The 24,508-nt window shown below is 60.9% G+C and carries 28 protein-coding genes and 1 tRNA gene; 10 read left to right on the top strand and 19 right to left on the bottom strand.

The features are described 5' to 3' along the window. Window positions 1-233 precede the first annotated feature (233 nt). The gene (locus F561_RS0101535; protein WP_019008170.1) at window positions 234-1,256 is read right to left on the bottom strand and encodes an RluA family pseudouridine synthase; all 1,023 of its coding nucleotides are present in this window, start codon (window positions 1,254-1,256) and stop codon (window positions 234-236) included. A 474-nt stretch (window positions 1,257-1,730) separates the two neighbouring features. Between F561_RS0101535 and F561_RS24505 the strand changes: the two genes are divergently transcribed. The 5 genes from F561_RS24505 to F561_RS0101510 all read left to right on the top strand — a co-directional run bounded on the left by F561_RS24505 (window position 1,731) and on the right by F561_RS0101510 (window position 5,125). Beyond that, window positions 1,731-2,495, top strand: a complete 765-nt coding sequence (locus F561_RS24505; protein WP_019008169.1) for a ferritin-like domain-containing protein — start codon at window positions 1,731-1,733, stop codon at window positions 2,493-2,495. Between the two features lie 94 nt (window positions 2,496-2,589). Then, on the top strand, window positions 2,590-3,321 hold the full coding sequence (locus F561_RS26965) for a ferritin-like domain-containing protein (RefSeq protein WP_019008168.1): 732 nt from the start codon (window positions 2,590-2,592) through the stop codon (window positions 3,319-3,321). Window positions 3,322-3,433: 112 nt separating this feature from the next. Continuing rightward, window positions 3,434-3,691, top strand: a complete 258-nt coding sequence (locus tag F561_RS0101520; RefSeq protein ID WP_019008167.1) for a Sec-independent protein translocase subunit TatA/TatB — start codon at window positions 3,434-3,436, stop codon at window positions 3,689-3,691. Window positions 3,692-3,781: 90 nt separating this feature from the next. Next, the gene (locus F561_RS0101515) at window positions 3,782-4,348 is read left to right on the top strand and encodes an RNA polymerase sigma factor (protein WP_019008166.1); all 567 of its coding nucleotides are present in this window, start codon (window positions 3,782-3,784) and stop codon (window positions 4,346-4,348) included. Window positions 4,349-4,420: 72 nt separating this feature from the next. Further along, on the top strand, window positions 4,421-5,125 hold the full coding sequence (locus F561_RS0101510) for an anti-sigma factor (protein ID WP_019008165.1): 705 nt from the start codon (window positions 4,421-4,423) through the stop codon (window positions 5,123-5,125). Window positions 5,126-5,299: 174 nt separating this feature from the next. Here F561_RS0101510 and F561_RS0101505 read toward each other — a convergent pair whose 3' ends face one another. Then, complete coding sequence (locus F561_RS0101505) at window positions 5,300-5,794, bottom strand: NUDIX hydrolase (protein WP_019008164.1); 495 nt, start codon at window positions 5,792-5,794, stop codon at window positions 5,300-5,302. Beyond that, window positions 5,781-6,899 (bottom strand): peptide chain release factor 1, encoded by a 1,119-nt coding sequence (gene prfA, locus F561_RS0101500; protein WP_019008163.1) that lies wholly within the window; start codon window positions 6,897-6,899, stop codon window positions 5,781-5,783. Before prfA ends, F561_RS0101505 begins: the two co-directional genes overlap by 14 nt. Window positions 6,900-7,138: 239 nt before the next feature. Here prfA and F561_RS0101495 point away from each other — a divergent pair, with 239 nt between their 5' ends. Continuing rightward, the gene (locus F561_RS0101495) at window positions 7,139-8,101 is read left to right on the top strand and encodes a homoserine dehydrogenase (RefSeq protein ID WP_026298512.1); all 963 of its coding nucleotides are present in this window, start codon (window positions 7,139-7,141) and stop codon (window positions 8,099-8,101) included. A 199-nt stretch (window positions 8,102-8,300) separates the two neighbouring features. Here F561_RS0101495 and F561_RS0101490 read toward each other — a convergent pair whose 3' ends face one another. Together F561_RS0101490 and F561_RS0101485 are read right to left on the bottom strand one after the other, a co-directional pair. Next, window positions 8,301-9,785 (bottom strand): alpha-amylase family glycosyl hydrolase, encoded by a 1,485-nt coding sequence (locus tag F561_RS0101490; protein ID WP_019008161.1) that lies wholly within the window; start codon window positions 9,783-9,785, stop codon window positions 8,301-8,303. A gap of 69 nt (window positions 9,786-9,854) precedes the next feature. Then, window positions 9,855-11,171: an HD domain-containing protein gene (locus F561_RS0101485; RefSeq protein WP_019008160.1), complete on the bottom strand. Its 1,317-nt coding sequence runs from the start codon at window positions 11,169-11,171 to the stop codon at window positions 9,855-9,857. A gap of 106 nt (window positions 11,172-11,277) precedes the next feature. On the opposite strand from F561_RS0101485, the gene F561_RS0101480 reads away from it, so the two are divergent. After that, window positions 11,278-11,352 (top strand) — tRNA-Ala (locus tag F561_RS0101480). Window positions 11,353-11,612: 260 nt separating this feature from the next. Here the strand turns inward: F561_RS0101480 and F561_RS0101475 are convergent. The 12 genes from F561_RS0101475 to F561_RS0101415 form a co-directional block, all read right to left on the bottom strand. After that, complete coding sequence (locus tag F561_RS0101475; RefSeq protein ID WP_019008159.1) at window positions 11,613-12,191, bottom strand: hypothetical protein; 579 nt, start codon at window positions 12,189-12,191, stop codon at window positions 11,613-11,615. 134 nt (window positions 12,192-12,325) lie between these two features. Then, window positions 12,326-13,045 (bottom strand): GAD-like domain-containing protein, encoded by a 720-nt coding sequence (locus tag F561_RS0101470; protein WP_245556403.1) that lies wholly within the window; start codon window positions 13,043-13,045, stop codon window positions 12,326-12,328. After that, window positions 13,039-13,482, bottom strand: a complete 444-nt coding sequence (locus F561_RS0101465) for a hypothetical protein (protein WP_245556402.1) — start codon at window positions 13,480-13,482, stop codon at window positions 13,039-13,041. Before F561_RS0101465 ends, F561_RS0101470 begins: the two co-directional genes overlap by 7 nt. Before the next feature lie 66 nt (window positions 13,483-13,548). Further along, on the bottom strand, window positions 13,549-14,094 hold the full coding sequence (locus F561_RS0101460) for a hypothetical protein (RefSeq protein WP_019008156.1): 546 nt from the start codon (window positions 14,092-14,094) through the stop codon (window positions 13,549-13,551). Then, window positions 14,091-14,276, bottom strand: coding sequence for a hypothetical protein (locus F561_RS30455; protein ID WP_425386911.1), 186 nt, complete (start codon window positions 14,274-14,276; stop codon window positions 14,091-14,093). Before F561_RS30455 ends, F561_RS0101460 begins: the two co-directional genes overlap by 4 nt. 15 nt (window positions 14,277-14,291) lie before the next feature. After that, complete coding sequence (locus tag F561_RS0101455) at window positions 14,292-14,744, bottom strand: hypothetical protein (protein WP_019008155.1); 453 nt, start codon at window positions 14,742-14,744, stop codon at window positions 14,292-14,294. Beyond that, window positions 14,744-15,205 carry a hypothetical protein gene (locus F561_RS0101450; protein WP_157451467.1) on the bottom strand — a complete coding sequence of 154 codons (462 nt, stop codon included), beginning with the start codon at window positions 15,203-15,205 and terminating at the stop codon, window positions 14,744-14,746. The genes F561_RS0101455 and F561_RS0101450 overlap by 1 nt, the downstream gene beginning before the upstream one ends. A 284-nt stretch (window positions 15,206-15,489) precedes the next feature. After that, the gene (locus F561_RS0101445) at window positions 15,490-16,083 is read right to left on the bottom strand and encodes a HEAT repeat domain-containing protein (RefSeq protein WP_157451466.1); all 594 of its coding nucleotides are present in this window, start codon (window positions 16,081-16,083) and stop codon (window positions 15,490-15,492) included. Window positions 16,084-16,170: 87 nt separating this feature from the next. Next, window positions 16,171-16,770 carry a hypothetical protein gene (locus tag F561_RS24495; protein ID WP_211214787.1) on the bottom strand — a complete coding sequence of 200 codons (600 nt, stop codon included), beginning with the start codon at window positions 16,768-16,770 and terminating at the stop codon, window positions 16,171-16,173. Window positions 16,771-16,901: 131 nt separating this feature from the next. Continuing rightward, a complete protein-coding gene (locus F561_RS0101435) occupies window positions 16,902-17,399 on the bottom strand; it encodes an SMI1/KNR4 family protein (RefSeq protein ID WP_019008151.1) in 498 nt (165 codons plus the stop codon). A 376-nt stretch (window positions 17,400-17,775) separates the two neighbouring features. Beyond that, entirely contained in the window at window positions 17,776-18,174 is a 399-nt protein-coding gene (locus F561_RS0101420; protein WP_019008148.1) for a hypothetical protein, read from the bottom strand. 360 nt (window positions 18,175-18,534) lie between these two features. After that, entirely contained in the window at window positions 18,535-18,963 is a 429-nt protein-coding gene (locus F561_RS0101415; RefSeq protein ID WP_019008147.1) for a hypothetical protein, read from the bottom strand. A 784-nt stretch (window positions 18,964-19,747) separates the two neighbouring features. Between F561_RS0101415 and F561_RS0101410 the strand changes: the two genes are divergently transcribed. Next, entirely contained in the window at window positions 19,748-20,647 is a 900-nt protein-coding gene (locus tag F561_RS0101410; RefSeq protein ID WP_019008146.1) for a LysM peptidoglycan-binding domain-containing protein, read from the top strand. A 73-nt stretch (window positions 20,648-20,720) separates the two neighbouring features. Here F561_RS0101410 and F561_RS0101405 read toward each other — a convergent pair whose 3' ends face one another. Further along, complete coding sequence (locus F561_RS0101405; protein WP_157451465.1) at window positions 20,721-21,566, bottom strand: hypothetical protein; 846 nt, start codon at window positions 21,564-21,566, stop codon at window positions 20,721-20,723. A gap of 61 nt (window positions 21,567-21,627) precedes the next feature. After that, the gene (locus F561_RS0101400) at window positions 21,628-22,857 is read right to left on the bottom strand and encodes an MFS transporter (protein WP_019008144.1); all 1,230 of its coding nucleotides are present in this window, start codon (window positions 22,855-22,857) and stop codon (window positions 21,628-21,630) included. 265 nt (window positions 22,858-23,122) lie between these two features. On the opposite strand from F561_RS0101400, the gene F561_RS0101395 reads away from it, so the two are divergent. Next, window positions 23,123-23,890 carry a sulfite exporter TauE/SafE family protein gene (locus F561_RS0101395; protein WP_019008143.1) on the top strand — a complete coding sequence of 256 codons (768 nt, stop codon included), beginning with the start codon at window positions 23,123-23,125 and terminating at the stop codon, window positions 23,888-23,890. Beyond that, complete coding sequence (locus F561_RS0101390; protein ID WP_019008142.1) at window positions 23,887-24,156, top strand: hypothetical protein; 270 nt, start codon at window positions 23,887-23,889, stop codon at window positions 24,154-24,156. The genes F561_RS0101395 and F561_RS0101390 overlap by 4 nt, the downstream gene beginning before the upstream one ends. Window positions 24,157-24,508 lie beyond the last annotated feature (352 nt).

The following is a 24,508-nucleotide window of genomic DNA, read 5'->3' as shown; positions in this document are numbered from 1 at the left end:
CGGCGTGTCTTGGTTCGTAGCACTCCTCGAACAGACCAGAGCAGGTGTTTAGAGGTATTGAGCACTGTACAGATTCAGCACAATCGCACCAGCAGAGAGTTGACAGCAGTCTTTCATCCTACCAGAGTCTGATTTATAGGGAATACGCGAAATTGCCTATAGCAACGGTGACTATAGGCAATGGGCTGGTGTAATTTCTAGAATCCAAATAGGTTTGTAGTCAGGATTTGCGGTTAATCCCGTTCCAGACCAATCGGCAGGTTTCCGCCCACGGCGATCCACGCGCCAACAATATCGTCGGGGGCGGGGGCGTGCAGGTGCAGGGGTTGCCCGGTGGCCGGGTGCGGCAGGGTCAGAAATTGGGCGTGCAGGGCGTGGCGCGAGATCAGTTCGCTGGGGCGGCCATACACGGTATCGCCCAGAATCGGGCTGCCGAGGTGGGCCAGATGCACCCGAATCTGATGTGTGCGGCCAGTGCGCGGCGCGGCCCGGACCAGCGCCAGCGTGCGACCGTGTCCGTCCGGGTGGGCACTCAGGGGCGCAAAAACCGTCTGGGCCTCGCGGGGGTGTGCGCCGCCCACGGTCATGCGTTGACGCTGGATAGGGTGGCGGCCAACCGGGGCGTCCAACTGCACCGGATGATCGGCCTTCCAGCTTCCGGCGGCAATCGCCAGATACACTTTGCGGGTTTCGCGGTCTTTGAAACTGGCGGCCAGCTTTGCGTGGGCCTGCACAGTTTTGGCGACCACGATCACGCCGCTGGTTTCGCGGTCCAGCCGGTGCACGATGCCCGGACGGTAACCACCCTCCTCGTCGAATCCCTCCTGCTGCGGCAGCGTAAAGCGGCCCAACAGCGCATTGACCAGCGTGCCCGTGTACACGCCGGGGGCCGGGTGCGTGACCATGCCGGGGGGTTTGTTGACGGCAATCATGAATTCGTCTTCGTACAGCACGTCCAGCGGTACATGTTCGGCCTCGACTTGCGAGGGTGGCGGCGGCGGCACATTCACGCTCAGGCTCTCGCCGCCGCGCAGTTTCAGGCTGGCTTTGGATGCGGTCTGACCGCCGACCTGTACGTGCCCGCCCCCGATCCACGCGGCCACCTGAGAACGGCTGGCCCCCGCAAGAACGGAGAGCACCGTATCGAGGCGTCCGGGGGTGGCGGTAAACAGCAGGGGAGGGGAGGCGTCTGACACGGCGGGCAGTGTACCCCGCCAGTCGGTGAGGGTGGATACAGGGAGTGACTTTGAGGTCATACAGGCAGGGAAAGCCTGAGGTTGTAGGCGAATAGGGCGATCAAAAGAGCGTCGAGACCCGTCGAGGTGCCGTGCATCTGATGTGTGGCCTACGCGCTTCTGGACCTGTTGAGCGGACTGGTCAGAACGGCCTGTCGCCGTGAGTGAAGTTGCCTGTCTGTCACAGCTTCGCAGGAAGGAGGCTGGGTTGCGGTGACGTGAATGAAGCGCATGCCCTTCTGGGCCGATCAGCCCTCTGACTTTTGTATGCCGTACCCAACTCTCAACCGCCGTCGCCAGTCCTTCACCACTTCTTCACGGGCTGGGTCGGCAATTTAGGTCAGGTGATCCAATTCACCCCGCCCTGCATACAACTGGGTGAGCGCCACATCTGGCCCCGCTTAGGCGGGCTACGCGGCTCGACGCCCGCCTCTCTGCTCACCGGAGGCCGCTCCGGGCAGGCGCAGACAGGAATCTTTGTTGGAGGTCACCCCTATGGAAGACATGCACACCACGCCCACCCCTACCCCTGAAACCCCCAACTCACGTCGTTCGTTCCTCGGCTACGCTGGACTGTTCGGCGCAGGCCTCGCGCTGGTTTCGTGCGCCCCGAGCATGGGCATGAGCAGCAGCATGGGCAACACGATGGGCGGCGGCGCGGCGCAGGACCTTGAAATTCTGAACTACGCGCTGACCCTCGAATATCTGGAAGCCGAATTCTACACGGCCTTCAGCAGCGGCCCGCTGGCGGCCAAGCTGACCAACCCCCGCACCAAGGAATACGCCAAAGAACTCGCCAGCCATGAGCAGGCCCACGTGGAAGCCCTCTCCGCCACGATCAGCAAGCTGGGCGGCACGCCGGTTGCCAAGCCTACCTTCGATTTCAGCCCCCTGATCGGAGACGGCAGCGGCCAGAACGACATGACTTTCTTGCAGTTGGCCGCCACCATCGAACCCGTGGGCGTGCGTGCCTACCTCGGCCAAGTGGCCCGCCTCAGCAACCCCGAACTGATTTCCGCCGCCGCTGCCATTCATGCGGTAGAAGCCAACCACGTTTCGGGTGTGCAGGAGCTGCGTGTGGCGCTGGGATACCACAAGAACCCCACCCGTCAGACCAATATCGCGCCCCAGAGCGACGCCAACCCCAGCAGCACCAATGTGGCCGACTTCAACGCGGATTACTCGCCCACGCCCACGGCGTTCTGGACTCCTCTGACGATGGCGCAGGTGCTGGCAATCGTTGGCCCAGTCATCAAGTAACCCAGTCATCAAGTCAATCCATCATTCGATCACTGGCCCCGAAGTCTGGCCGCCGTTTTAACCCACACCTGATCCCCATCAAGGAGAGTCCCACATGACCACCACTCCCAATGCCCGCCGTTCCTTTCTGAAAACCGCTGGCCTGACCGCTGCGGGCGCAGTTACGCTGGGTAGCCTGAACCTCTCGGCCCTCGCTGCCACCAGCCCCGCCACCAAAAGCGTGGCCCAGGACCTCGCCATCCTGAACTACGCGCTGACCCTGGAATATCTGGAGACCGAGTTCTACACGGCCTTCGATACGGGTGCGCTGGCAGGCAAGCTGACCAACCTGCGCGTGAAGGAATACGCCAAGCAACTCGCCAGCCATGAGCGGGCACATGTGGACGGCCTCTCGGCCACCATCCGCACTTTGGGCGGTACGCCGGTCGCCAAGCCCACCTTCGATTTCAGCCCCCTGATCGGTGACGGCAGCGGCGTGAATGATCAGGTGTTCTTGCAGTTGGCCGCCAGCATCGAGCCTGTGGGCGTGCGTGCATACCTCGGGCAGGCCGCCAGCGTTCAGAACGGCGCTGTGTTGACCGCCGCCGCCAGCATTCTGGCCGTCGAAGCCAACCACGTTTCGGGCATTCAGGAACTGCGCGTGTACCTGGGCTACAACTCGGCCCCCACGCGCCAGACGGCCATCGCGCCCCAGAGTGACGCCAAGCCCACCAGCCCCGCCGCTGCCGACTTCGATGCCAACTACTCGCCCACGCCCACCGCGCTGTGGACTCCCCTGACGATGGAAGAAACGTTGGCTATCGTCGGGCCACTGATCAAGGCTTAAGCACCAGAATTCAGAAGTCCGGCACTGTCTGGAGGCCGTGTAGTCCTGGCGGCCTCCAACTTCATACCTTTCTCTGGCCGTTTTCCGCGGCTTTCCCAAAGAGGTCATCCCTATGCCCAACATCGGCCCCGCTGAAATTCTGTTGATTCTGATTGTCGCCCTGGTGGTCTTTGGCCCCCGCAAACTGCCGGAACTGGGCAAAAGCCTGGGCAACGGCCTGCGCGAATTCCGCAAAGGTACGGCTGGCCTGAAGGCCGAACTGGACGGCGGTCTGCGTGAGTCTGTGCCTGCGCCCGTGGTGATGGATGTTCAACCTGTCGCCGCCGCTGTCGCCCCTAGCGCCGTGACGCCCCGCGCTCCCCAGGCCTGAGCTTTCAGGCTCTTCAGTACAGGTTAAGATCAGCGTAGAAGTGCATACATAGGATTCGGCTGCTGGGCTGTTAGGCTGCATTCCGAATCTATGACCTCCCCCAGTCCAATCCCTGATCCGCCCGACGAGGCCCTGATCGCCCGCATGGCTCAGGGTGACGAGGACGCTTTCAGAGAACTGCACTCCCGGCATTCGCGCCTGCTGTATGCGCTGGGAACCCGGATGCTCCGGCAACCCGACGATGTGGAAAGCTGCGTACAGGACGCCTTCATGAATGCCTGGAAGCATGCCGCCCGTTTCGATTCTGCCCGTGCCAGCGTGAAGACTTGGTTGGTCAGTATCGCCCACCACCGCTTTTTGCAGGAGCTGCGAGACCGCCCCGATACCCCGCTGGAGATAGAAGACTGGGATGCCCCCGTGGCAGCCAGCGATCCCACTGACCGGATTCTGGCCTCCCGCGCTGTGAATGTCCTCGATGCTAACCAACGGCACCTCGTGGAGCTGGCCTACTATCAGGGACATTCGCACAGCGAGTTGGCGGTACTGACAGGGTTACCCATTGGCACTGTAAAATCGAGATTGCGGCTGGCCCTTGACCGCATGCGCTCCGCTTTGGCCGTTCCTGCTCAATCTGCCCACCCAGAGTCGGGAGCTTGACTCCACTCCTCCCTCTTCCGCCCCATTTTCCCTATGTGCTTTCAGTTTGCGCTCTTGAGGAGGTGAACACGCGTGACCATTGATCAGGATCAACTGACCGCCTATGCCCTGGGCATCTTGCCCCCTGAAGAAGAAGTGCGCGTTCGGGCGGCCATAGAAGCCGACCCGGCCCTCCGGGCGCAGTTGGACGCTGACCTTGCGGCGCTGGTGGCCCTGAGCGAATCCCTGCCCGATACTCCCGTGCCTGCTGGAGCCGAGGACCGCCTGATGGCCCGGCTGCACGCCGAACGAGGTGCTGGCGGCATGGCTGCCTCCCCGCTGCTCCTGAAGACAGAAGACGTTGCTGGGCAGGCTCCCGAGGCTCAGGCCTCTGCTGCACCGGCCCGCCGCCCCCTGTGGCCGCTGCTGGGCACGCTGGGACTGGCCGCCGCCGTAACCGCCGTCCTGCTGCTGCGCCCTGCCGACCCGGTCAGCCAATATGCCCGCACGCCCGGCGCAGTGACCGAAACGGTTGCCGCCGACGGACAGAATCTGGGGCAACTGGTGCGCCTGCCGGATGGCCGCGCTTACCTCTACCTGTCCAGTGCCGCCGACACGGGCCGCGTCTATCAGTTGTGGCAGATCGTGGGGGGCAAACCCGCCTCGCTGGGAGTGTTTGACGGGCAGGGCATCCTGATCAATGGGCTGGAAGCCGGGGCCACCATCGCCGTGAGCGTGGAACCCACGGGCGGAAGCGAACAGCCCACCACCACGCCGATTCTGGTGCGTCAGCTCTGAGGCTGAAAATGAGCAAGCTGGGCAAGGGCAAGCGCCGTCCCTGAAGAAGGGGCGGCGCTTCGATCTGGTCGAGACTTCAAGCTTTTTGCCTGCCTTAAGTTCCGTCCTCCGCTGTGTCCCGCAGTCCTGTGCAGTTGCAGGACAACAGGGCGAAGACGGGCCTCTGTCTGATTCTTAGACTTTGGCCTTCAGGGCCGGAATCCGTAGTCCCCCGCGCCCATCCCAACCTTTGAAGGCGTAGAAGCGCCCCGGCTCCCCGGTCTTCAGGTAATCGCTGAGCGGCTCACGCATCGGCGGTGAATCCAGTTTGTCCAGCGCCTCCTCCAGTGAGCAGAATTTGGCCTCCACAATGAAGCCGTCCGGGTCGGCGGGGTTCAGCAGCCCCTCCCAGGTGGCCTCGAAGGCCACGGCAATGGCGCGTTCTCCCCGGCGCTCATCCTCGATATGCACGGTGTAGGCCATGTGCTTGATTCCGGTCAGTTTCAGGCCCGTTTCTTCTATGATTTCGCGGTAAAGGGCTTCGGGCAGGGTTTCGCCGGGTTCCACGACGCCGCCGGGGAGGGTGTGGCGCACACGCCCATGCCCCTGCCAGTCGTTGCCGACCAACAGCACCCTTCCGAACCGATCTCGCAAAATACCTGCCGCGACCAGCAGATCACGCCGCGCCATACTGTCCGTCCGGCTGCCTACCTGTATCGCGGCTGCCCATTTCGACCAGTTGCCGCTCGCGCTCGGCCCGTGCGAGGGCCGCCACCACCGGAGCCAACTGGCCCTCGATCACGCTGTCCAGCGCAAAGTTTTTGGTGTCGCCCTCCAGCCGGTGGTCGGTCACGCGGTTCTGAGGATAGTTGTAAGTCCGGATTTTTTCGGATCGGTCTCCGCTGCCCACCTGCGACGCCCGCTCCGAGCGTTCGCGTTCCTCACGGGCGGCCCGTTCACGCTCGGCCAGACGCGATGCCAGCACGATCAGGGCCTTTTCGCGGTTCTTGATCTGGCTGCGGCCATCCTGACAGACCACCATGATCTCGTCGGGCGTGCCTGCGCGGTACACGGCCCGCACCGCGCTGTCGGTGGTGTTCACGCCCTGCCCGCCCGCGCCCTGAGAGCGGTACACATCAATCCGTACTTCCGAGAGATCGAGATGCACCTCATCCTGCTGGACTTCGGGCAAGACAGCCACCGTCACGGTGCTGGTATGAATCCGCCCCGCCGATTCGGTGGCGGGCACGCGCTGAACGCGGTGAACGCCCCGTTCCCACTTGAAGGCGCGGTAGGCGAAGTCGCCCGTAATTTCGGCCACCACCTTGCTCGCGCCGCCCAAATCGCTTTCGGAGGCGTCCAGCACGTTCAGTTTCAGGTTCGCGCCCTCGGCGTAGCGGGTGTACATCCGCAGCAGGTCGGTGGCAAACAGGCCCGCTTCGGCTCCGCCCGCCCCGGCCCGCAGCTCCAGAATCACATTCTTGCCGTCGTCCGGGTCGGTGGGCAGCAACAACACTTCCAGATCGGTTTCGATGCCTGCCAGCCGCGCTGTAAGACTCTCGATTTCTCCTGCCGCCAGTTCGCGCATATCTGGATCGGCCAGCAATTCGCGGGCGCCCGCGAGGTCGGTGGTCAGGCTGTCGCGCTCCCGGAGCAGCGTGACCAGCGGCGTCAGTTCGCGGTGGCGGCGGGTCAGGCGGGCGTATTCGCGGGGTTCAGCCAACATCGCCGGATCGCCCAATGCCCGCTCCACCATGCTGAATTCAGCCGCCAGTTCTTCCAGACGGCCACTCATGCTTCAGACCTCACGTGATGGACTCAGGCCGCGCGGCAGATGACCACGGCGGAATACGGAAAGGCAGACAAGTTCTTGACACGGGCAACATGAACCCAGTGTAGCGTCCGGGCAACTAGACGACTGAGCGCAAAGTCAAGATGGGGAGCAACAAGAGGGGGGTATATCGCCCCCAGCTTTTGGCCCCACACCTATCCCACCCCCCGGCCCCCGTCCCGTGCCTGCGTTACATTCACGCCATGAGAACCGTGACCGTGGGCTTGTTGGGCTGTGGAACCGTGGGCGAAAACGTCTTGCGGCTGCTGCAAAAGCGCAAAGACATCTTTGACAATCTGGGTGTAGAAGTGGTGGTTGCGGGTGTGCTGGTGCGCGATCAGGCCCGCGTGCGCGATATTCCAGCGGGTATCACCCTGACCAACGATCCCGCCTTTTTGCAGGAATGTGCGGTGGTCATGGAATGTCTGGGCGGCATCGACCGTCCGCTGCAACTCCTGGCCCCTTACCTCAGGAGCGGGCGGCCCGTGATTACGGCCAACAAGGCGCTCCTGGCCGAACGTTGGGACGATCTGCGTGACCATGCACTGGCTGGCCGCCTGTACTACGAAGCCAGCGTGATGGCCGGAACACCTGTGATCGGCCCGATGAGTACCGTACTGCGGGCCAGCACCTTTGTGGGCCTTCAGGCCGTCCTGAACGGAACTTGCAATTACATCCTGACCCAGATGGAAGCGGGCCGGGAGTACGCCGCTGCCCTGGCCGAAGCTCAGGCGTTGGGCTACGCCGAAGACCCACCGACGCTGGATGTGGGCGGCTTCGATACGGCCCACAAACTGACCGTGCTGGCCCGCTTCAGCGCCGACGGCAACTACCCTTTCAGTGCCGTACAGGTCACTGGAATCGAGAACGTGACGTTGGCCGATATTGCTGCGGCCCGTGAACGCGGCGAACGCATCAAGCTGGTGGCCGAACTGGTGAAAGTGGACGGCGAGTGGCAAGCGACCGTCTCGCCCCAGAGCCTGCCCGACACGCACCCGCTGTGCACCGCCGGAGACAGCCGAAATGCGCTGGTCTACGAGGGAGAGGAGAGCGGCACCCTGATTTTCGCGGGTGGCGGCGCAGGCGGCATGGTCACGGCGTCGGCCATGGTGGGCGACCTGCTCGACTGGCTGATCGGCTTTCCGGGGCATGTGCCCCTGCACTGATCTGGTTTTTCTCGGCGCTTGATCTAAGGGCTGAAGGGTATAGGGCAAAGATATGGGGCGACTTGGTGTTGACCTTGTCGCCCCCTCTGGTTGCAAAAAACAGTGTATTTCGTGGGCCTTTCACACCTTCTCGCTTTGGGGGTTGATAAGTGTCAGCGATTGCCCTTCCTTAGACCCCCAGACCCTCAGCGCTTGACCCTCAGACAGTTCCCTCTGCCCGCGCAGGTATCAGCACCACGCCGCCCCGTGCGGGCACCTCGATGTCGGTGTTGCCGCCGAGTTCCAGTGTGCGGCCCGTGAGCACATCGGTGTAGGTGCCTGGCTGCACCCCCGTCAGCGGAATGCGGGTGGCGTGGTGGGCGCAGTTCAGGGCCACGTAAGCGTTCCCTTCGTTGTGGGCGCGGGTATAGGCGATCTGATCGCCCTGGGCATAGGTCACGTCGAACGTGCCGTGGCGCAGGGCCACTGTGCTATGGCGGGCCTGCACCAGTTGGCGGGTCAGATTCAGCGTGGCCGTGTCCCACTCCTGCTGACGGTCCCACGGGAAAGCGCGGCGGCAATCGGGGTCGGGGCCACCGGGCAGGCCGATCTCGTCGCCGTAGTAGATGCAGGGTGCGCCCACGTAGGTCATCTGGAAGATGGTGGCGAGGCGGTAGGCGGTGGCGTCTCCTCCGACGGCGGTCAGGTAGCGGGCCGTGTCGTGCGAGTCCAGCAGGTTCAGTTGTGCAGCCACCACATCCGGGTGATACATCTGGGTCACCTCGGTCATGCGCTGGCCGAATTCGGGGGCGCTCATGGGCGGCACAAAGCCGGTGCCGCTGCGCTCGTTCATGGGGTGATCCAGCGTGTGAGCGCCAAAAAACGCCAGGCAGGGTCGCGTGAAATGGTAGTTCATGACGGCGTCGAACTGATCGCCCTGAAGCCAGCGGTGCGCGTCGCCCCAGATCTCGCCCACGATGTAGGCGTCGGGGTTGATGGCCTTCACGCGGCGGCGAAACTCCTGCCAGAAGGAATCGTCGTCGATCTCGTTGGGAACGTCCAGACGCCAGCCGTCCACGCCCTGCTTGATCCAGTATTCGGCGATGTCCCACAGAAAGTCGCGCACGGCGGGGTTGCTGGTATTGAATTTGGGCAGGGCGCGGTTGCCCCACCAGGCGTGGTATCCGGCAGGCCGGGCGTCGTCATAGGCCGATAGGGGCCAGCCTTCCACGTGGAACCAGTCGCGGTAGGCGCTGGCGTCGCCCTGTTCCAGCAGGTCGTTGAACTGGAAAAATCCCCGGCTGGCATGGTTGAACACGCCGTCCAGAACCACTTTCAGGCCGCGTTCGTGGGCGGCCTTGATCAGCGCCGTCAGCGCCTCGTTGCCGCCCAGCATCGGATCGACCTGGTAGTAGTCGTGCGTGTGGTAGCGGTGGTTGCTGGCCGACTGGAACACTGGGCAGAAGTAGATGGCGTTGACGCCCAGACTCACGATGTGATCCAGCTTATCGATCACGCCCCACAGGTCGCCGCCCATGTATTTATGAAAATGGGGTTGGTCGCCCCACGTCTGCAGATTCAGTCCCGTGACGCGCCCACTGCGGGCGAATCGGTCCGGAAAAATCTGGTAGAACACGGCGTTTTTGACCCAGTCGGGCGTGATGGGCTGGCGGAGGCGAGCTTCGGGGGAGATGGCGGCGAGCATGGTGAATCAGCATACCCCAAAGCTCAACATCAAATGAAGTTTTTCTCATTTGTGAGGACTCCGGGAGCTTCATCCGCTGGGGGGAAGGTTTGCCCAGTTCTGCACAAAAGCGCGGGCCTCTTCCGGGTTTTTTACGTCGCCCAGTGCAGCGGCCTCGTTCAGTGCCCGGAGGGCCTGCCCCACCTCCGGGCCGGGTTGGATGCCCAGCAGGGCCATGAGTTCAGTGCCTGTCAGCAGGGGTCTGGGTGCGGCGGGCTGATCTTCCAGCGCGGCTAGGACCCGGTCGATGGCGGCGGCATAGGCGTGGCGGGAAGCCGGGCTGCTGCTTGGCCCCCGCGCCGCTTCCCGGTCGGCCAGCATCAGCGCCAGCAGATCGGGCAACAGCGCCCGCCGACGGTGCACAAATCGCCGCGCCTCGGTATCGTTCTGGGGCAGAGGCAGCATGTGTGCGCCCACCAACGAGGCGGCCCGCGCCGTGTCGTCTGCGGGCAATTTCAGCCGCGCCAGCACTTCCCGAGTGATCTGGGCACCCAACTTGTCGTGCCCATAGAAGTTTTGGCCGTCACTGAGAGCGTAGGCGCGGGGCTTACCCACGTCGTGTAGCAGGGCTGCCCAGCGCAGCGGCAACGGCGCGTCGGCAAACCGTGCCAGCAGTTGGTGCAGGGCTTCTACGTTGTGCTCAAACACGTCCAGATGATGAAACCCGCCCTGAACCACGCCTATGCCTTCCCGAAGCTCCGGTACGGTCAGGGCCAGCAGCCCCAGCTCCTCCAGCCTCAGCAGGCCCCGTGCGGCCTCGCGGTGGCCCAGAAGGGCGTGCAACTCCTCCCGCACCCTCTCAGGCGCAGGCAGGGGCAGCCAGCGGGCAGATAGATCGGCGGCCACCTGCCGCACGGCCTGCTCTGTGGCAGCGTCCATCCGGAATCCCAGCGTGACCTCGAACCGCGCTGCCCGCCACGCCCGCAGGGGATCGGCGTGCAGGTTGTGCGCCGAGACCATTCGCAGCCGCCGCGCCCGCAGATCAGCCTGCCCGCCCGTGGGGTCATGCCACCGCCCGGCCTCGTCCAGTGCCAGCGCATTGACCGTGAAATCTCGCCTCAGCAGATCGCTAGTCAGGTCATCCGGCAGTGGCACAAAGTCATGCTGAACGCTGCCCGGCAGATGAACCCGCCAATATCCCCGCTCCTGATCCAGCGGGAAGGCCGAGCCGCCCTGAGCCTGGGCCAGGGCACTGGCTGCCTCTGCCGGATGAGGTACAGCCCAGTCGTAATCTCCGGGTGTCACTCCTCGCAACGTATCCCGCGCCGCGCCGCCCACCAGCAGACCACCCGCAGGCCAGACCCCTGTGGGAAGCCGGGAAAACGCAGCGTGGGAACGGCGAAACATGGCCCATGCTAGCGGCTCTGGCTGGAGTTTGGGAGGGCGCATTGGCCTATGCCTGTGGGTGGGGGTTGCCAAGCGGCCTCACCTCTGGTAACCTTACGCCCGCTGAGGGGGCTTAGCTCAGCGGGAGAGCATCCGCTTTGCAAGCGGAGGGTCTGGGGTTCGAATCCCCAAGCCTCCACCAATTTGAAGCCGTCCTAGACGGCAGAAACAAGAAGCGCCTGAGGGAGAAATCCACTCAGGCGCTTCTTGCGTGTAGTAGGCGTGTAACGGGAGAGCGTGTGTAGCTCTCGTGAGCCGTCTCAGAAGGTCTGTCAATAATTTTGAGCGGAAAGACGAGGGGCGGCAGCGGCGGATGCGAAAGCCAGCAGGGCATCGCTGTGGTGCGTGTGCCAGGCCGTGATTGGGCGGTTGCGAGCTGCCGATCGGCTCAAGCGCACCCGCTTAGCTTTTGGAGGGTTTGCTCCCAGGATGCGCGGCACGCCACTTGGCAATCACCTCTTCCGCCTGGGCCAACGTTGGCCGACGTTGACTGGCTTTCATGGCCTGACCTGCGTCAAAGCCGGGTTGGAAGCCCGCCACCGTCATGATGTACCCGCCGTAAGCTGCCGTCCGAAGGCCGAAAATGACGATCTCTTCCCCCGGATAGGAGATTGGATGTTCGGCCTCGATCGTCTGGGCGAGTACCTGATTTGGGTACTTGGCGATCATCCCCAGGCGGCTGCACGCTGTATTGAGGACGGGTCCCAGCACGCCATAGCGGGAGTAATCTGACAGGAGCTGTTCCAAATACTGCTGAGCAACAGCCTTGTCTGTGGCGCTTTGAGCGTAAGCGATGGCCTGTTGAATCCAGAACACATCAGTGGCCTCGCTGTACTTCTTGACGAGGTCGGCGAAGAAGCGATCGGCTTCCGCTGTCGGGCGCTCGTTAAGCCTGGCCAGCTGGTCTTTCAGTTCTGGGCTTGGATTGGTTTCGTAGGCCACCCAGTCGGTATAGGCCTGAGCAATCTTGTCTAGGGTCATGGTCTTCTCACTTGAGGACTCACCGCCCTCCCGTGGCGTACTCCACGGCCCTGGTCATCCTGGTGTTGACCACCTGATCTCCTGCTTTCGAAAACTCTGCCAGAACTGTTCTGGCATCTCTGATTGTATCCATGTCAATCTGTGGAGACTGCCGAAGGCCCATCAGGGTTATAGAGCTTCGCCCCGCCTTCACGCACCGCTGAGGTGGTGATGTCGGCCACCATGAACAGGTATTCGCGCATCTGAACAATCTTTGTTTCTTTGAGACTGCCGTTCCCACCGAGGGCCAGCACTGGGACATACCCGTACATCTGATCGGCCTTCAGGGGGCCAAGTTTCTTGAGCGCCTTTAAGTGCTCCGTGTGAAAGTCGGAACTGGTTGATACCAAGCCGCTCGACATCAGGGTGTCGAAGACTTCGAGCTTGTGGCCGTAGATGGCCCGCGCGATTTGCGGGTGAATCGTATAGAGACGGTCATCCAGGATGGCCCACAACCTACCGAAAGATGTGCGGGCATACACGATGAACGAGTATTGATCCCCGAAAAACGCTTGAACGATGTCGGTGAAGTCGTCGGGGTTGGTGAACCACAGCTCACCCTGACCATGTGAGGTCAACCCGTGCCGTTCCCAGATGGCCAACAGCAGCTCCGGCACCTTGCCCTGGTACTTTTCCAGTGTTTCAAGGGTCACATCAGCGTACTTTTGGCTGCCATGCTTATTGCAAAGCCGTTCATAATCAAAGAGATCGACATGTTCGTACATCTTCACCTCAGCATCAAATCCATCTTCAAAGGGTTGTGAGCATCCTCCGAAGTGCGCCGAAGAGCTTCTCGCCGCAAAGCCGCTCAACAAGGGTCTGGTAGTGTCTCGCCCGCATCTTCTCCACCGCTGTAGCTGAACGTTCCGTCAAAATTGGTCAGGTAGGACGACACGATCTTCGGCTTTCCTTGCAACATGCGGATGCGAAGCAGCTCAAAGCGTTGCGTCGATCCTGCATCAACAGAGCCGATTACTGCTCTCCCTAGCCCCGGCTCTTCTTGAACGCAGTAGAGGAGACGCTTTTGCTTGGCCGCCAACAACCCTCGAAAGTGTGTGAATTGCTCGGTATCGAGATGTCTAGGACGGGAAATATCGCTGTAAAGGTCTGGTCCGAAATACAGCGCTTCAAACGTCTCGGCGGCCGCAAAGAATCGCTCATCGCTGGGTTCCGTGTGCGCCATGACCCACAGGGCATACTCGGCGGCCAAGTAATTTTCGATGAAGGCCTGCATCTGCATATCTTGAGCCACCCACCAAAGCCTGCGTGAGCAGAGGGCAATTGGTGTGCTGCCACCGCTAAGGTTCAAGCGGCTGTCCTACGCCTGGCTGAGGAGAGTCAAATAAGCTTGGAAGTCGCCCCTGTACACCTCTGAGGTGACTTCATCTCCGCCCAAAGGCAGAGCAGGCGTCAGGCAAAAACAACTGGAGCGGTCAATTCGCTCGCCTGCGGCCCACAATTCTTGGTGACGTTCATAGAACGGATCGTCATTGATGTAGCCCGGCTCGCCCAAAGACATCACGGCGGAGTGCAGCGACACGGCCATCGGCTGAAGTTCTTGATAGGACGGCGAAAAGCTGTAGCCCTCACCTTCAGGATCCAAGAAGTGGAGATCACCGAACGAGGTTCGGGCGAAGGGGATCAAGCGCCGATCCAAGTCGAACAAAGCGTTAACCCAAACATGCTCCGCAGGATCAAGGAGCCACACAAAGCCGTCGGCCCGTGCACCAAAGCCGAACCGTTGCCAAAACAACTGCAAGAATGCTGGGTACCCGTCGAGCTGGCCTGTCTCTGCGAAGACTGAGTCTGTGAGGTTGCCAAAGTGCTTGTGAAAGTACGCCAACACTTGTTCATCGTGGGTCATGAGGACAGTTTCACATCGGAGGGGTTAAGGGGTGCGTGAGCGGTACAAAAACCGTCTATGGCGGTGTCAATACTGTCAATGTTACTCGGCCAACTTCTGCCGATTAAGGCATTGGTTTCCCGCCTTCCAAGAGCAACACTAGCTTGCGCCCTCAATCCTGCCATCTGGTCTGGGGCGTGCAGTGCAGCTTGGTCGGCCTATGAGTACAAACGCTTCAGACTCGCTTCTTCTAATGGAAAGTAGTCGTCACAGATATTGACAGTGATGTGGAGGTCACTCGCTGCCAAGGTTTCGAGGGTAGCCCGGACACCCTGCTCGGGGAAGAGGTCTAGGGAATCCAGGAGGGTGTTGAGGGTGTCGGCTCGCAAGCGATCAAATTGGAGAGCCACCATCTGATTGTCCTGATGGCTGTGGAGCGTCACGTTCAAAAGATTCAGCTCGCCTTCACCGCCGCAGCTATAGCGCACGATGGCAGAACATCTGCGTTGCCTTTGAATGAATTCTGCTTGGTAAGGTACTCCCCACCCTTGCTCAAAAAGGGTCGTAAATGTTCCTGTGGACTGCCAGTTACGGTTCAACATCTCCCGCTGGAACAGGAGCAAGTCGGCGTTCTGATCCAGCGATAACTCAGCCCGTTTTCTATTTGCCATTAGTTCAACTCACGTACGGGATTTCTTCTGTTTGCCACGCACACCCCGGTGGAGCAGGCCATTTCACTGTTAGATCTGTGGAACACATCAAGTGCATTGGTTGCTGTCAATTCAACACTCTCAGCGCCTGTGAAAAAGAAGACCTCGCCTGGATAGGACGCAGCGAGCTGTCGAGAGAGTCGCGCTGCACCGGCCACAGTCATTTGCTCAGATGCTGCTAGAAGAGTCTGAATCACCTCCACAGATTCTTCGAAGCTATCAACATAAATGACGTATTCGGCACGTCCCTCGTGGAACTGAGCGGCTGCAAAACTCACGTAGGCGTCTTCAAAACTGTAGCCGAGTTCCATGATGCAGGCTGGAACGCGTTTTCGAGCTGTTACCTCCGCAGGAAGCCAGAGGTCGTCTTCAAACGCCTCGACATTCTTGAGCTGCCATCCCGCATTGACCAGCAGTTCCATCACAGACGCCCGCTGCTCCAGCTGTTCTCGGCTCAGACTTGACTGATCCACATTCACCTCAGGTTAAGTTCAGAGATCTCAAGTGACTCAGTACTGTTGCGCCACTTTGACTGAGTCGACTTGACGACCACTCGGGTAAGCGCCAGAGAAGCATATTCAAAAGCCAAAACAGAATTTCATCAGGTTCTAGGCGTTCCGGTGGATCAGAGAAAGTTCGGCATCTGTAAGCCACTCTCCTGTCAGCTCAGACTTCTTCATGATTGACCTGAACCCGGACAAGCACTCTAACTCACTGCTGATAACTGCGCGAAGCGGTTGAGCATGTCCTGGGCACGCTGCCGAACCTCTGGGCTGGAATCTCGACTCAGTTGATGGAGCACAGGCTCGTATTCGATCTGACCCAGGTAGCCAAGGCCCACGACCACCCCGGTCCGGACCGTCGCTTTGGGATCGCGGGCGTACTCCTGCATCGCCTGAAACACTTCTGGATCGTAAGTCCACGGCGCACCGACGGCGGTGGCGTACACCGCCAAGAGACGCTGACCATCTTCTTCCACAGGTGCAGTTCGGTACAGCTCCAGCAGTTCCTGAAGCGGGTAAGTCGGCACTTTCTCTTTCAGGCGGGTCACGATGGTCTCGAAGGCCGAGGCCGCTTGGGGGTGGTCAGGCTGCAAATACGTGACCTGAACCCAATTCAGACCAATCAGTCCATCGTCCCGGTAGGTGATCGCGATCGTCTCCGGATCGTTGGCATAGGTGGCCTCGTAATTGATGAATGGAACGGTATCGGGGATGATTCCACCAATCCCGCCATAGATTCGTTCAAAATAGATGAACCTTTCAAACTCGTCCTGGCTGAATTCCATTCGGATGGGCATGCGGAAAAAGTACGGATGTAGGTTCATGGCGAGCCTTGAGAGGAGAAATTCACTCCAACCATCGGAACATTGCGTTGAGGTTCAAAATCATATCAAGATGCTGGAGCTCTCCAACTGTACCCACACCTTCCCGGCAAAATCCCGGAGGTGAGCATCAGGCGAGTGCACAGCGAGGGCCTGAACCGCGTTGTGCAATTCGGGCCATCCAAGCAGTTGAGCGGCCACTAATGCCCTTTCCACCGTTTCAGTCACCGATGAGTTCAGAGCAGTTTTTAGAAGAATGGCCGTTGCGGCATCAGGCGTTTCACGATGTTCCATAAGCCCGAGGTGGGTCAAAAAAGAAGCGTTGCCCTCCAGGTCTGCCGTCAGCGCTGCCCTGACTTCTTCCAGTGTGAAAAGCCCGATGTGCTCTGACAGCCAGGCTTGCATCGCAGTTATAGCTTGCTCGGGAACATGTTGAAATGAAAGGTAGGCGATATCTTCGAGATAGTCGTCGACCAGGACAAGTTGGACGCCCTGCTCAGGATCAAGAAAGACGTAATGGACGTAGTCTTCGGAGACTTCATTCTCGCCCATGTATTGAAAGTTCAGTTGATGGACATCAGATGCACTGGCCAACTGGGTCACTCGCCCACCTGTGAGGAGTTTTCCAGCAGATGACCGAAGCACCATCACTTTTTCTTGCATCAGGCTCCTCATGACATCAGGACGCTCACAATGTCTGTCTGAAAGGTGCAGGGATGTTGTTCTAGGGAAGCAGTATCTATACGAGCCACATGGCCAGGGTGGGCCGACATTCTGCGTTCTGCCCGTGCCCTTCACACAAAGGTTATGCCCTCATCTTCGGAGAATTGATAGCGGCCCGCTCGGAATCCTTCTACCACATGGTTGAAATAGGCGGTCAGATCCGAATACACGACTTCGTATTCCCCGCCCTCATGAAAGTAACTCCTGACTTCGCGCGTTTTCAGGTCAAGCAGCAGGTAATCTCCTGCACCGTTGGACAACAGGGGGAGCCACTCCGCCCGCCAGGGTTCGGTGGCGACGATGTCATCAAAAACATCTTGGTTCTCTCGGTACAGCTCCAAGATCATCTCGCTGTCCAGCAGATGCCAGGTGTCCTCCAATATCAACCAACCAGGGAAGCCGTCATGCCGCGAATACAGTGCCAAGAACTCTTCCGGCAGGGGCAGGGCAAAGGTAGCCCTGAGAGCCGCCAGTCGGTCTGCAGTGATCGGTGAGGTCAATTCCTTGTGTGGAACGCCTTGGCCTTCAAGCCACCGTTCTATTTCTGTTACGCTCGACTCCAGGGTCATGGGGTGGACACCACCTTCAGAAAGTATGTTCTGTCTGTGTTTTCGAAGTCGGAAATCTAGGCTTGAGCGCCGTTGTGCAAGGTGAACGTCACGCGAGAAAGGATGGAGTTGCCTGAACCATTGATCGCTCGGTCAAGCGGCCACAGGTTCTCCACCGTGTCTGGGCCGCCCAATTGTCGCTCCAGAACGTGATCGGCGTTGAACCGGCTGCCTTCCACGTTCAGGCCATGTTTACGCAGTATTTTATTGAGTTTGTCGCCGCCACCGGTTCGGGCGCTTTGACTGGCATCGAACGTCAGAGTCTTGCCCTGAAGGACCTGATTGGCTTGGATTCGTGGGGAGAATTGACGCTACCCCTCCCATAGAGCCAGCAGGCTCAGCGCTTTTTGGCAGGCCGGGCCTCTTCGCGCCACGCCTGAGTTTGTAGGGTTTCGAGCAGGAGCGGGGCCGCCGTCAGGAACCAGACCCAGGGGCGCAGCAGCATCCATTTCGGCGTGGTCATGCGGATCAACACCGGCCACGTGCGGCCCCGGCGGATGTCACGGCTGTGCCACGCTTCCCCAATCACGCCGCCCAGGCAGATGACGGCCAGCAGGGAGTACAGGCTGAGGGCGGTGAAGACAGCTGCCGCTCCCCAGGAGAAGGCCGCGTCACCGGATTGATGTGTGAGGGCCGCGCCCATCGTCTGACCTGCCAAGAGACAGAACACCACGATAGCCAGACTGCACAGCAGCAACAACAAGATGGCTACGGTGATCAGGCCATTTCTCCACATGGAAGCAGGGTAGCGATCCGCCTCTGACAGGCTCCCGACAAGATGGGGAACAGAGCGTGGTGAGGTTCCTGGTTCTGGTGTGGGCTGAACCATGTCCCCGCCATCCAAGCCGCCACCGCCCAAACCACCACAACCTCCAGCCGTCTATTCGCACCCTTCGACGTAAACGAACGACAAGCCCTCACCTGCGCTGATGCGTGGGTAAGGGCTTTTTTTGTCTACAGGGCAGGGGAGAGGCTGTAGATAACTCTGGCGTGCGTAACTAGGCGGCGGCATCAGACGGAATGGAAAGGTTCTGGCGTTTTCTAACGAACAGCCCCCGCCCGCCGGAGGAGGCTGAGGCGGGGGCGGGTCGGGAGCTTATTTTTGGACGACGGTGCACCAGGCCAGGATCACGTCGGCCTCGCCCTGAAACCAGGTTCCGGCCACCCACATCTTCGGCGTCGTCAGCACGAACTGCTCGTATGCGCCGCCGTCCGACATCTCGCCCACATCAAGGTTCTTGTACTTGAACTCCTTGGGAATCTTTGCGTTCAGTGCTTTGGCGATGGCCTCGGGATTGCCTTCCCAATAGAGCAACTCGTGGTACTTGCATTTGCCGTTCAATTCCGCCGCAGTGGTATCCAGAATTTCGACCATTTCTTCAGAGAAGTCGTCGTCGGTCAGCTCAAGAGCCCCTTTGGGCAACTGGAATCCCGTGAGGTTGGATTCAGTGACGAAATCTGTAGCAAGGGCGGAGGGCGTCAGCAGGATGGAAAGAGCGATCAGAAGACCTAATTTTTTGCTCATATCCTGAAGTGTGAAGTCTGCATTTTTCTTCCGCAATGGAGGGGGGAGGGAGTGCCGCCGCAGGCTGAACGGCAGGGGCGTGGGGCTGAAGCGTAAGAGAATGCAGCGGTCATGCTCGGCTCTGCGTCCGTCCTCAAGGAGGCCGCCGCAGCGAGAATGCAGAGTTTCCGGTCGTGTGCCAACACTTGGCAACGTGGGTCACCCCTCAGGTGGGGCTTTCAAATGAAAGCCGGTGTTTCCGAATATCACAAGTTGCCAGAAAATAATCTGTCTCATCTGGGTTCCGCTTCATTCCGCCACCACCTGAATCCCAGTGCCTTGCCTCCCAGGGCTGTGCTGGCCGGATTGAATTCCAGATACTACAGAATTCGGATCAGTTCTCGTATCCGACAAGGCCCCTGCTTGGCCTGTTTTCCCTGCTCTGGCGTATCGGGCCTTACCTCTACAGCCGGAGGTCTGGAATTGGAATCTCCAAGCCCCTCCCGAAAAAACAGCGTCTGAGGGTAATTCTCCAAGGCGTCCCCTGGACATCTGGCGCAGTCTGGAGGGCAAGACTGGCAATGCAGAATCCTTATCAGGCCGTCGCCATACTGACTGGGCAAACTGGCCCCTTTTCTCCTGTTCCGTCGCTGTTTTCCAGCGGTGTCGTTTTCTTTATGGAGGCTTTAAAATTGGTGACATAGGATGCACCCGAATGATGCATAAACAGGCTGACCGGCAAAGAGGAGTTGGGCGGCGTTCAAAGACGTTCCTGCCTGCGCTGAGGCTTCAATCTCTGGCGCTCTTGACCCTGCTTGGTACGGCTGCTGCTGTGGGTTCGTCCACGTCCTACACCGTGCAGGCAGGCGACACGCTGTTTAGCCTCGCCCAGCGTTCCGGCAGCAGTGTTCAGGCGGTTCTTCAGCTCAACGGTCTGACTCGTCCGGCCCTGAAATTGGGTCAGGTCATTCGGTTGCCTGCGACCACCCGGCCCAGCCCAGCGGCGGTGGTGCGCCCTGTGTCGGTGGCGTCCTCCCGCCCTGCTTTACCCCGATCTGTATCCTCCCAGTCTGCCCTGCATCTGCCCCGGCCCGATCTGTCCAGAATTTCCGGCCCGGTGGCCTGGTCCACACCGCCCGCTGCCACTGTCGCCAGTTTTATCGGGTGGCTGCCCCTGACGGCCAATTCACCTATCGGTGATGCGTTGCCGGTTCGTACCTATCTTCAGGGGCTGGCCTTCGATCATCAGACCTACAACAATTGCGGCCCCAGCGCCCTCTCGTCGGTGCTGGGGTTTTACCAGGTCAAGATCAGTCAAGATGTGATTCGGCGCACGGCGCGGCCCAACGGCGGCTATATGCAGATCAGCGCCATTGCCCCTGAATTGGCCCGTTTCAAGCTCAAGACGCTGGCGATTCGGGGCGGCCAGTTGTCTCAGGTCAAGCGTCTGCTGGCACTGGGCATTCCCGTCATCGTGCTGCAATGGTACGACCGCCCCGGCCACATCGATCATTTCCGGGTGGTGCGCGGCTACGACGATCAGGCGCGGGTGTTCTGGGTCAGCGACAGCATGGTCGGCCCACTAACCTACCTGACCTACACCAGTTTCGACGCCCTCTGGAATACGCAGGGCCGCCAGATGTTCCCGGTGTATCCCAATGGCTACGACAGTCTGGTGCGCGGCTTGGTTGCCAAAGACGGCTGAGTTGTCAAGGGGCGGACCATTCCCGGGAGGAGTGCATGAAGGAGGGCCAGAGGTGAGGATTCACGTCTCTCGATCATTCTGCAACCCGGATTCCAGCCCGTTCGTGGGTGGCCTGTAAGTCTTCAATGGCCCGTTTGACCTGCTGCCATGCCCGGTTGCTCATCTCTTCGTCTAGCAGCGGCGCTTCCCGGAGTTCTCTACCGGGAGACAGGTAATCCCGGTAGTACCGCACCCGGTGGGGCAGATCGTCTTTCTTCAGGCTGATCCAACTTCTCTCGGCAGCTACGTTCAGCATGGCGTCCAGTTTCCAGTCCCCGAAGGGCAGCGAGAAATGTGAAGCGTGATCGGAAGACCGGGCTTGTTTGGGGAAATAGTAGAGAGAGGCCGACAACACATGCTCCAGAATGAGGCTGAGGGCCAGAAGAGTCATCCTGAATGCTCCGGCCCTGTGCAGGGTCACGGCCTCGTTCCAGCGGTCTTCCAACAAAGCCACCTCTTCTTCAGAAAGGGGAAGATGCTGGAAAGAAGGCAAACTTAACTCCTCTGTCGTGGGCGAGGACACAGGAACCGTTGCAGGGGCAACACGGAATTCAGCCGTTCCTCTGTCCTGTCCGAGCGTAAAGCCGTAAGGCAGCAGGATCTCGCTGATGGCTGCTTGCACCTGCCGCTGCACCTGTTCTGAACTACCGGACTGCACCAGTTGGAGTAGCAAGCGTGAAAGCTGTCCATCTGCCTGCACCTGTGCCAGCACCCGCGTGGTGTATTTGCTTCTGGATTCGGCCTGAAGGTAATCAATCGGGTAACCGAGGTGATGGAAAAAGGTGTCCAGGGCTAGCAATTCCCGGTATCCGGCAGGCCCGTCGATGATCAGGTGAACCAGTTGCCGGATGGCCTTGCTTCTCAGGATCAGCGCCGTCATGGAACCATCATAGGCAACCGTGTTTTGCTGCTTGGGGTTCAACAGATCCTCGCCTGATCCATCACACCCCCAGCCCCCGCCTGCCTCCCATGCGCCGACTGACCACCATCAGGCTGCATGCGAGGGCGGCCAGCACACCGCACAGCCCGAACACACTGCCGTAGCCAAACGCCTGCGCCCACGCGCCCGACAGCAGGCCCGCCACCAGATTCCCGGCGCTGCTCGTGTTGGAAAACAGGGTCGTGGCCGCCCCCACCCTTCCCGGCATCAGTTCCTGAAAATAGGCCATGCCAAGGCAGGAAGCGATGGCGATCACCACGGCGCGGATGATCTGGGCCACCAGCATCAGCCCCAGCCAAGCGCCGCCCACCAGCCCGCCCAGTCCGGTCAGGAGGCTGTAGAGGGCCAGCAGCCCGAACGCCACCACCATCAGCGTGGCGGTTCGGAAGCGCGGGGGGCGCAGCACGAAACTCAGCATCACCGGAATTTCCAGCAGAGCGCACAGGCCCACCAGCAGCCCCACTTGTCCGGTATTGCCCCCGAGTTCCTGCGTGATGAACAGCGGCAGGGCCACCGCGCCCATGGCCAAAGCCGTGCCGTACAGCACGAAACTCAGCGAGATCAGTTGCAACTGGCGTGGGCCGACGGGTGCGGGTGTTTCGGTGAGGTTGGAGGCAGCAGAGGCGGCGGCCAGTGCCGAACGCGAACGCCCCCGGCTGAGGACCACTGGCAGGGCCGCCCCCACATATGCCGCCGCGGCGCACAAGAACAGCCCCCGGAAGCCCAGTGCCCCCACCAGCACAGACCCCAGCAGCGGCCCCGCCACCCACGCCAGAGAAAACACCGAGCGCAGGGTGGTCAGGCCGTTCTGGGCAGCCTCGGCCCCCGCGGAGCCGAACTGTACCCGTGCATAGGCGAACAGTTGCGGAAACGACGACGCGCCCGTGCCCAGCAGCAGCCCCCCGATCAGCAGCAGCGGAAGATAGGCGGTGGTGGTGGTCAGCATCACGAAGCCCAGCGCGGCGCTGCCCATACTCAGCAGCACGGCAGGGCGGCGGCTGGGCAGACGGTCAGACCACCGGCCTATGAAGGTACTCAGGGTAATGCTGCACACTGCCGTGACCGTGAGATACAGGCCCAATTTCAGCGGCGACATATGGGCCGCCTCCACCGCGAACAGCGGCATGAACGGCGCGGCAAAAGACGTCGCCAGCCCCATCATGAAGGCGGCGATCAGCATGGGCAGCGCGGCAGGCAGGCGGCGCAGCGTGGTCAGAGCGGGGGCGGTCATGGGCGCGGCGGGCGGCAGGCGAGGAGAGCAAAGAACATAGCGCCTTATTTGACTCCTTTCGGCCCGCCAAGTGGAGCGCCCGGCCTTCAGACCGTGTTAGCCTCGCCCCTGTGACCCAGACAACTCGGATGCAGACAACTTGGAGGCAGACAGCTTGGATGCAGACCACTGAACTCGCTGACAGGGGAGATGTTGCGCCCCCCACGCTTTTCCCACTGACCACCGACCACTCACTCCTTCCTGTTTTTTCCCAGAGAACCCGCCCATGATTTCTGCCCTGACTCTGGCCGTCATTGGCATCGGCCTTCTGGCGGGCGTGCTGGGGGCCATTCTCGGCCTCGGCGGAGGCGTAATCGTCGTTCCGGCGCTGGAATTCGTGCTGCCCCACTTTGGCCGCGACATCAGCATCGGGCAGGCGGTGGCCGTGAGCCAGATCGGGGTGCTGGCGGTGGGCCTCAGCGGGGCCGCCAGTTATCTGCGTCAGGGGTTGGTGCGGGCGCGTACCGGGTATCTGCTGTCGCCGTATACCATCGTGGGCGGCGCAGCGGGCAGTTTTCTGGGGCTGATCCTGCCTGCGCGGGCAGTGGCTACCGTTTTCGCGTGCCTGCTGCTGTATTCCGCCTACAACCTGCTGCGCGGCCTGAAACGGGTTGAAGTGGAGCGGGAACCCTCGCGCCTCGTGCCACCTGCCATGACCTTTGCCGGAATCATGAGCGGCTTGCTGGGCATCGGCGGGGGCACGGTGCAGGTGCCAGTGTTGAATCTGCTGGCAGGTGTGCCGATCCGTCAGGCGATTGCCACGAGTACCTTCATCATGGGCCTGACTGCCGTGGGCAACGCGCTGGTGTATCAGGCAGGCGGGCTGCTGGATGTCCGGCTGGCCGCTGGAATCGCGCTGGGCGTCCTGATCGGGGCGAGAGCCGGAGCGGGCCTGCAAAGCCGCATTCCCGCCGCGCAACTCAAGCTGTTTTTCAGTCTGCTGCTCATTTTTACAGCGGGGCAACTGCTCTGGAAGTACTGGGGGAATGGATGACATCTGAGGGAAAGAAATCTGAACTGGCAGGCCTGCCCGCATGGTTGTATCCCGCTGGGTTTTGGTTGGCAGTGGCGCTGCTGGCCGTGGGCGTGTTTTTCCCCGATTACGCCTTTGTGGGGGTGGCGTGTGTGGCGCTGGTTCCTGTGTTGGCCGCCGTGTGGGTGGCGTTTGGCGCATGGAAACTTGACCGCCGCCTCAGCCTGGCGGCTCTGGCGGCGCTGGCGGGGCTGGGGTTGGTGGTGGTGGTGAAGGGGTTTATCTGAGGGGGTTTCTTGCGTTGCTGCGGCGTTTTCCCCCACCCCCCAGCCCCCGCCCCCAAAGGGGTCAGGGGAGCTTACGTTGCACTGGGCAGGAGTGATCTTGTTGCGTTCTCGCTCGGCTTTCTCGCTCTCCTGAAGCTGAATCGCCAGTTCATTCCGAAATGGAATTGGCCCGCCCACTGCGTGGACGACGGCCTCACACGCATTTGGGCGGGGACGGTGTGGGGTGGCGGTGTGTTTGTCCTCCCTTCTAACCTTCTAAGGGGGGCGTTGCACAGCAACGGGGGGGTTGCCCTTATCGCCTGTCTCCAAGGGGATCACCGGAATGGGCGTCGTAATTGTTGCCCTCGCCCCG

The organism is Deinococcus aquatilis DSM 23025 (assembly GCF_000378445.1).
GTDB classification, from domain to species: Bacteria; Deinococcota; Deinococci; order Deinococcales; family Deinococcaceae; genus Deinococcus; species Deinococcus aquatilis.
This window is presented reverse-complemented; position numbering and strand designations above follow the sequence as displayed.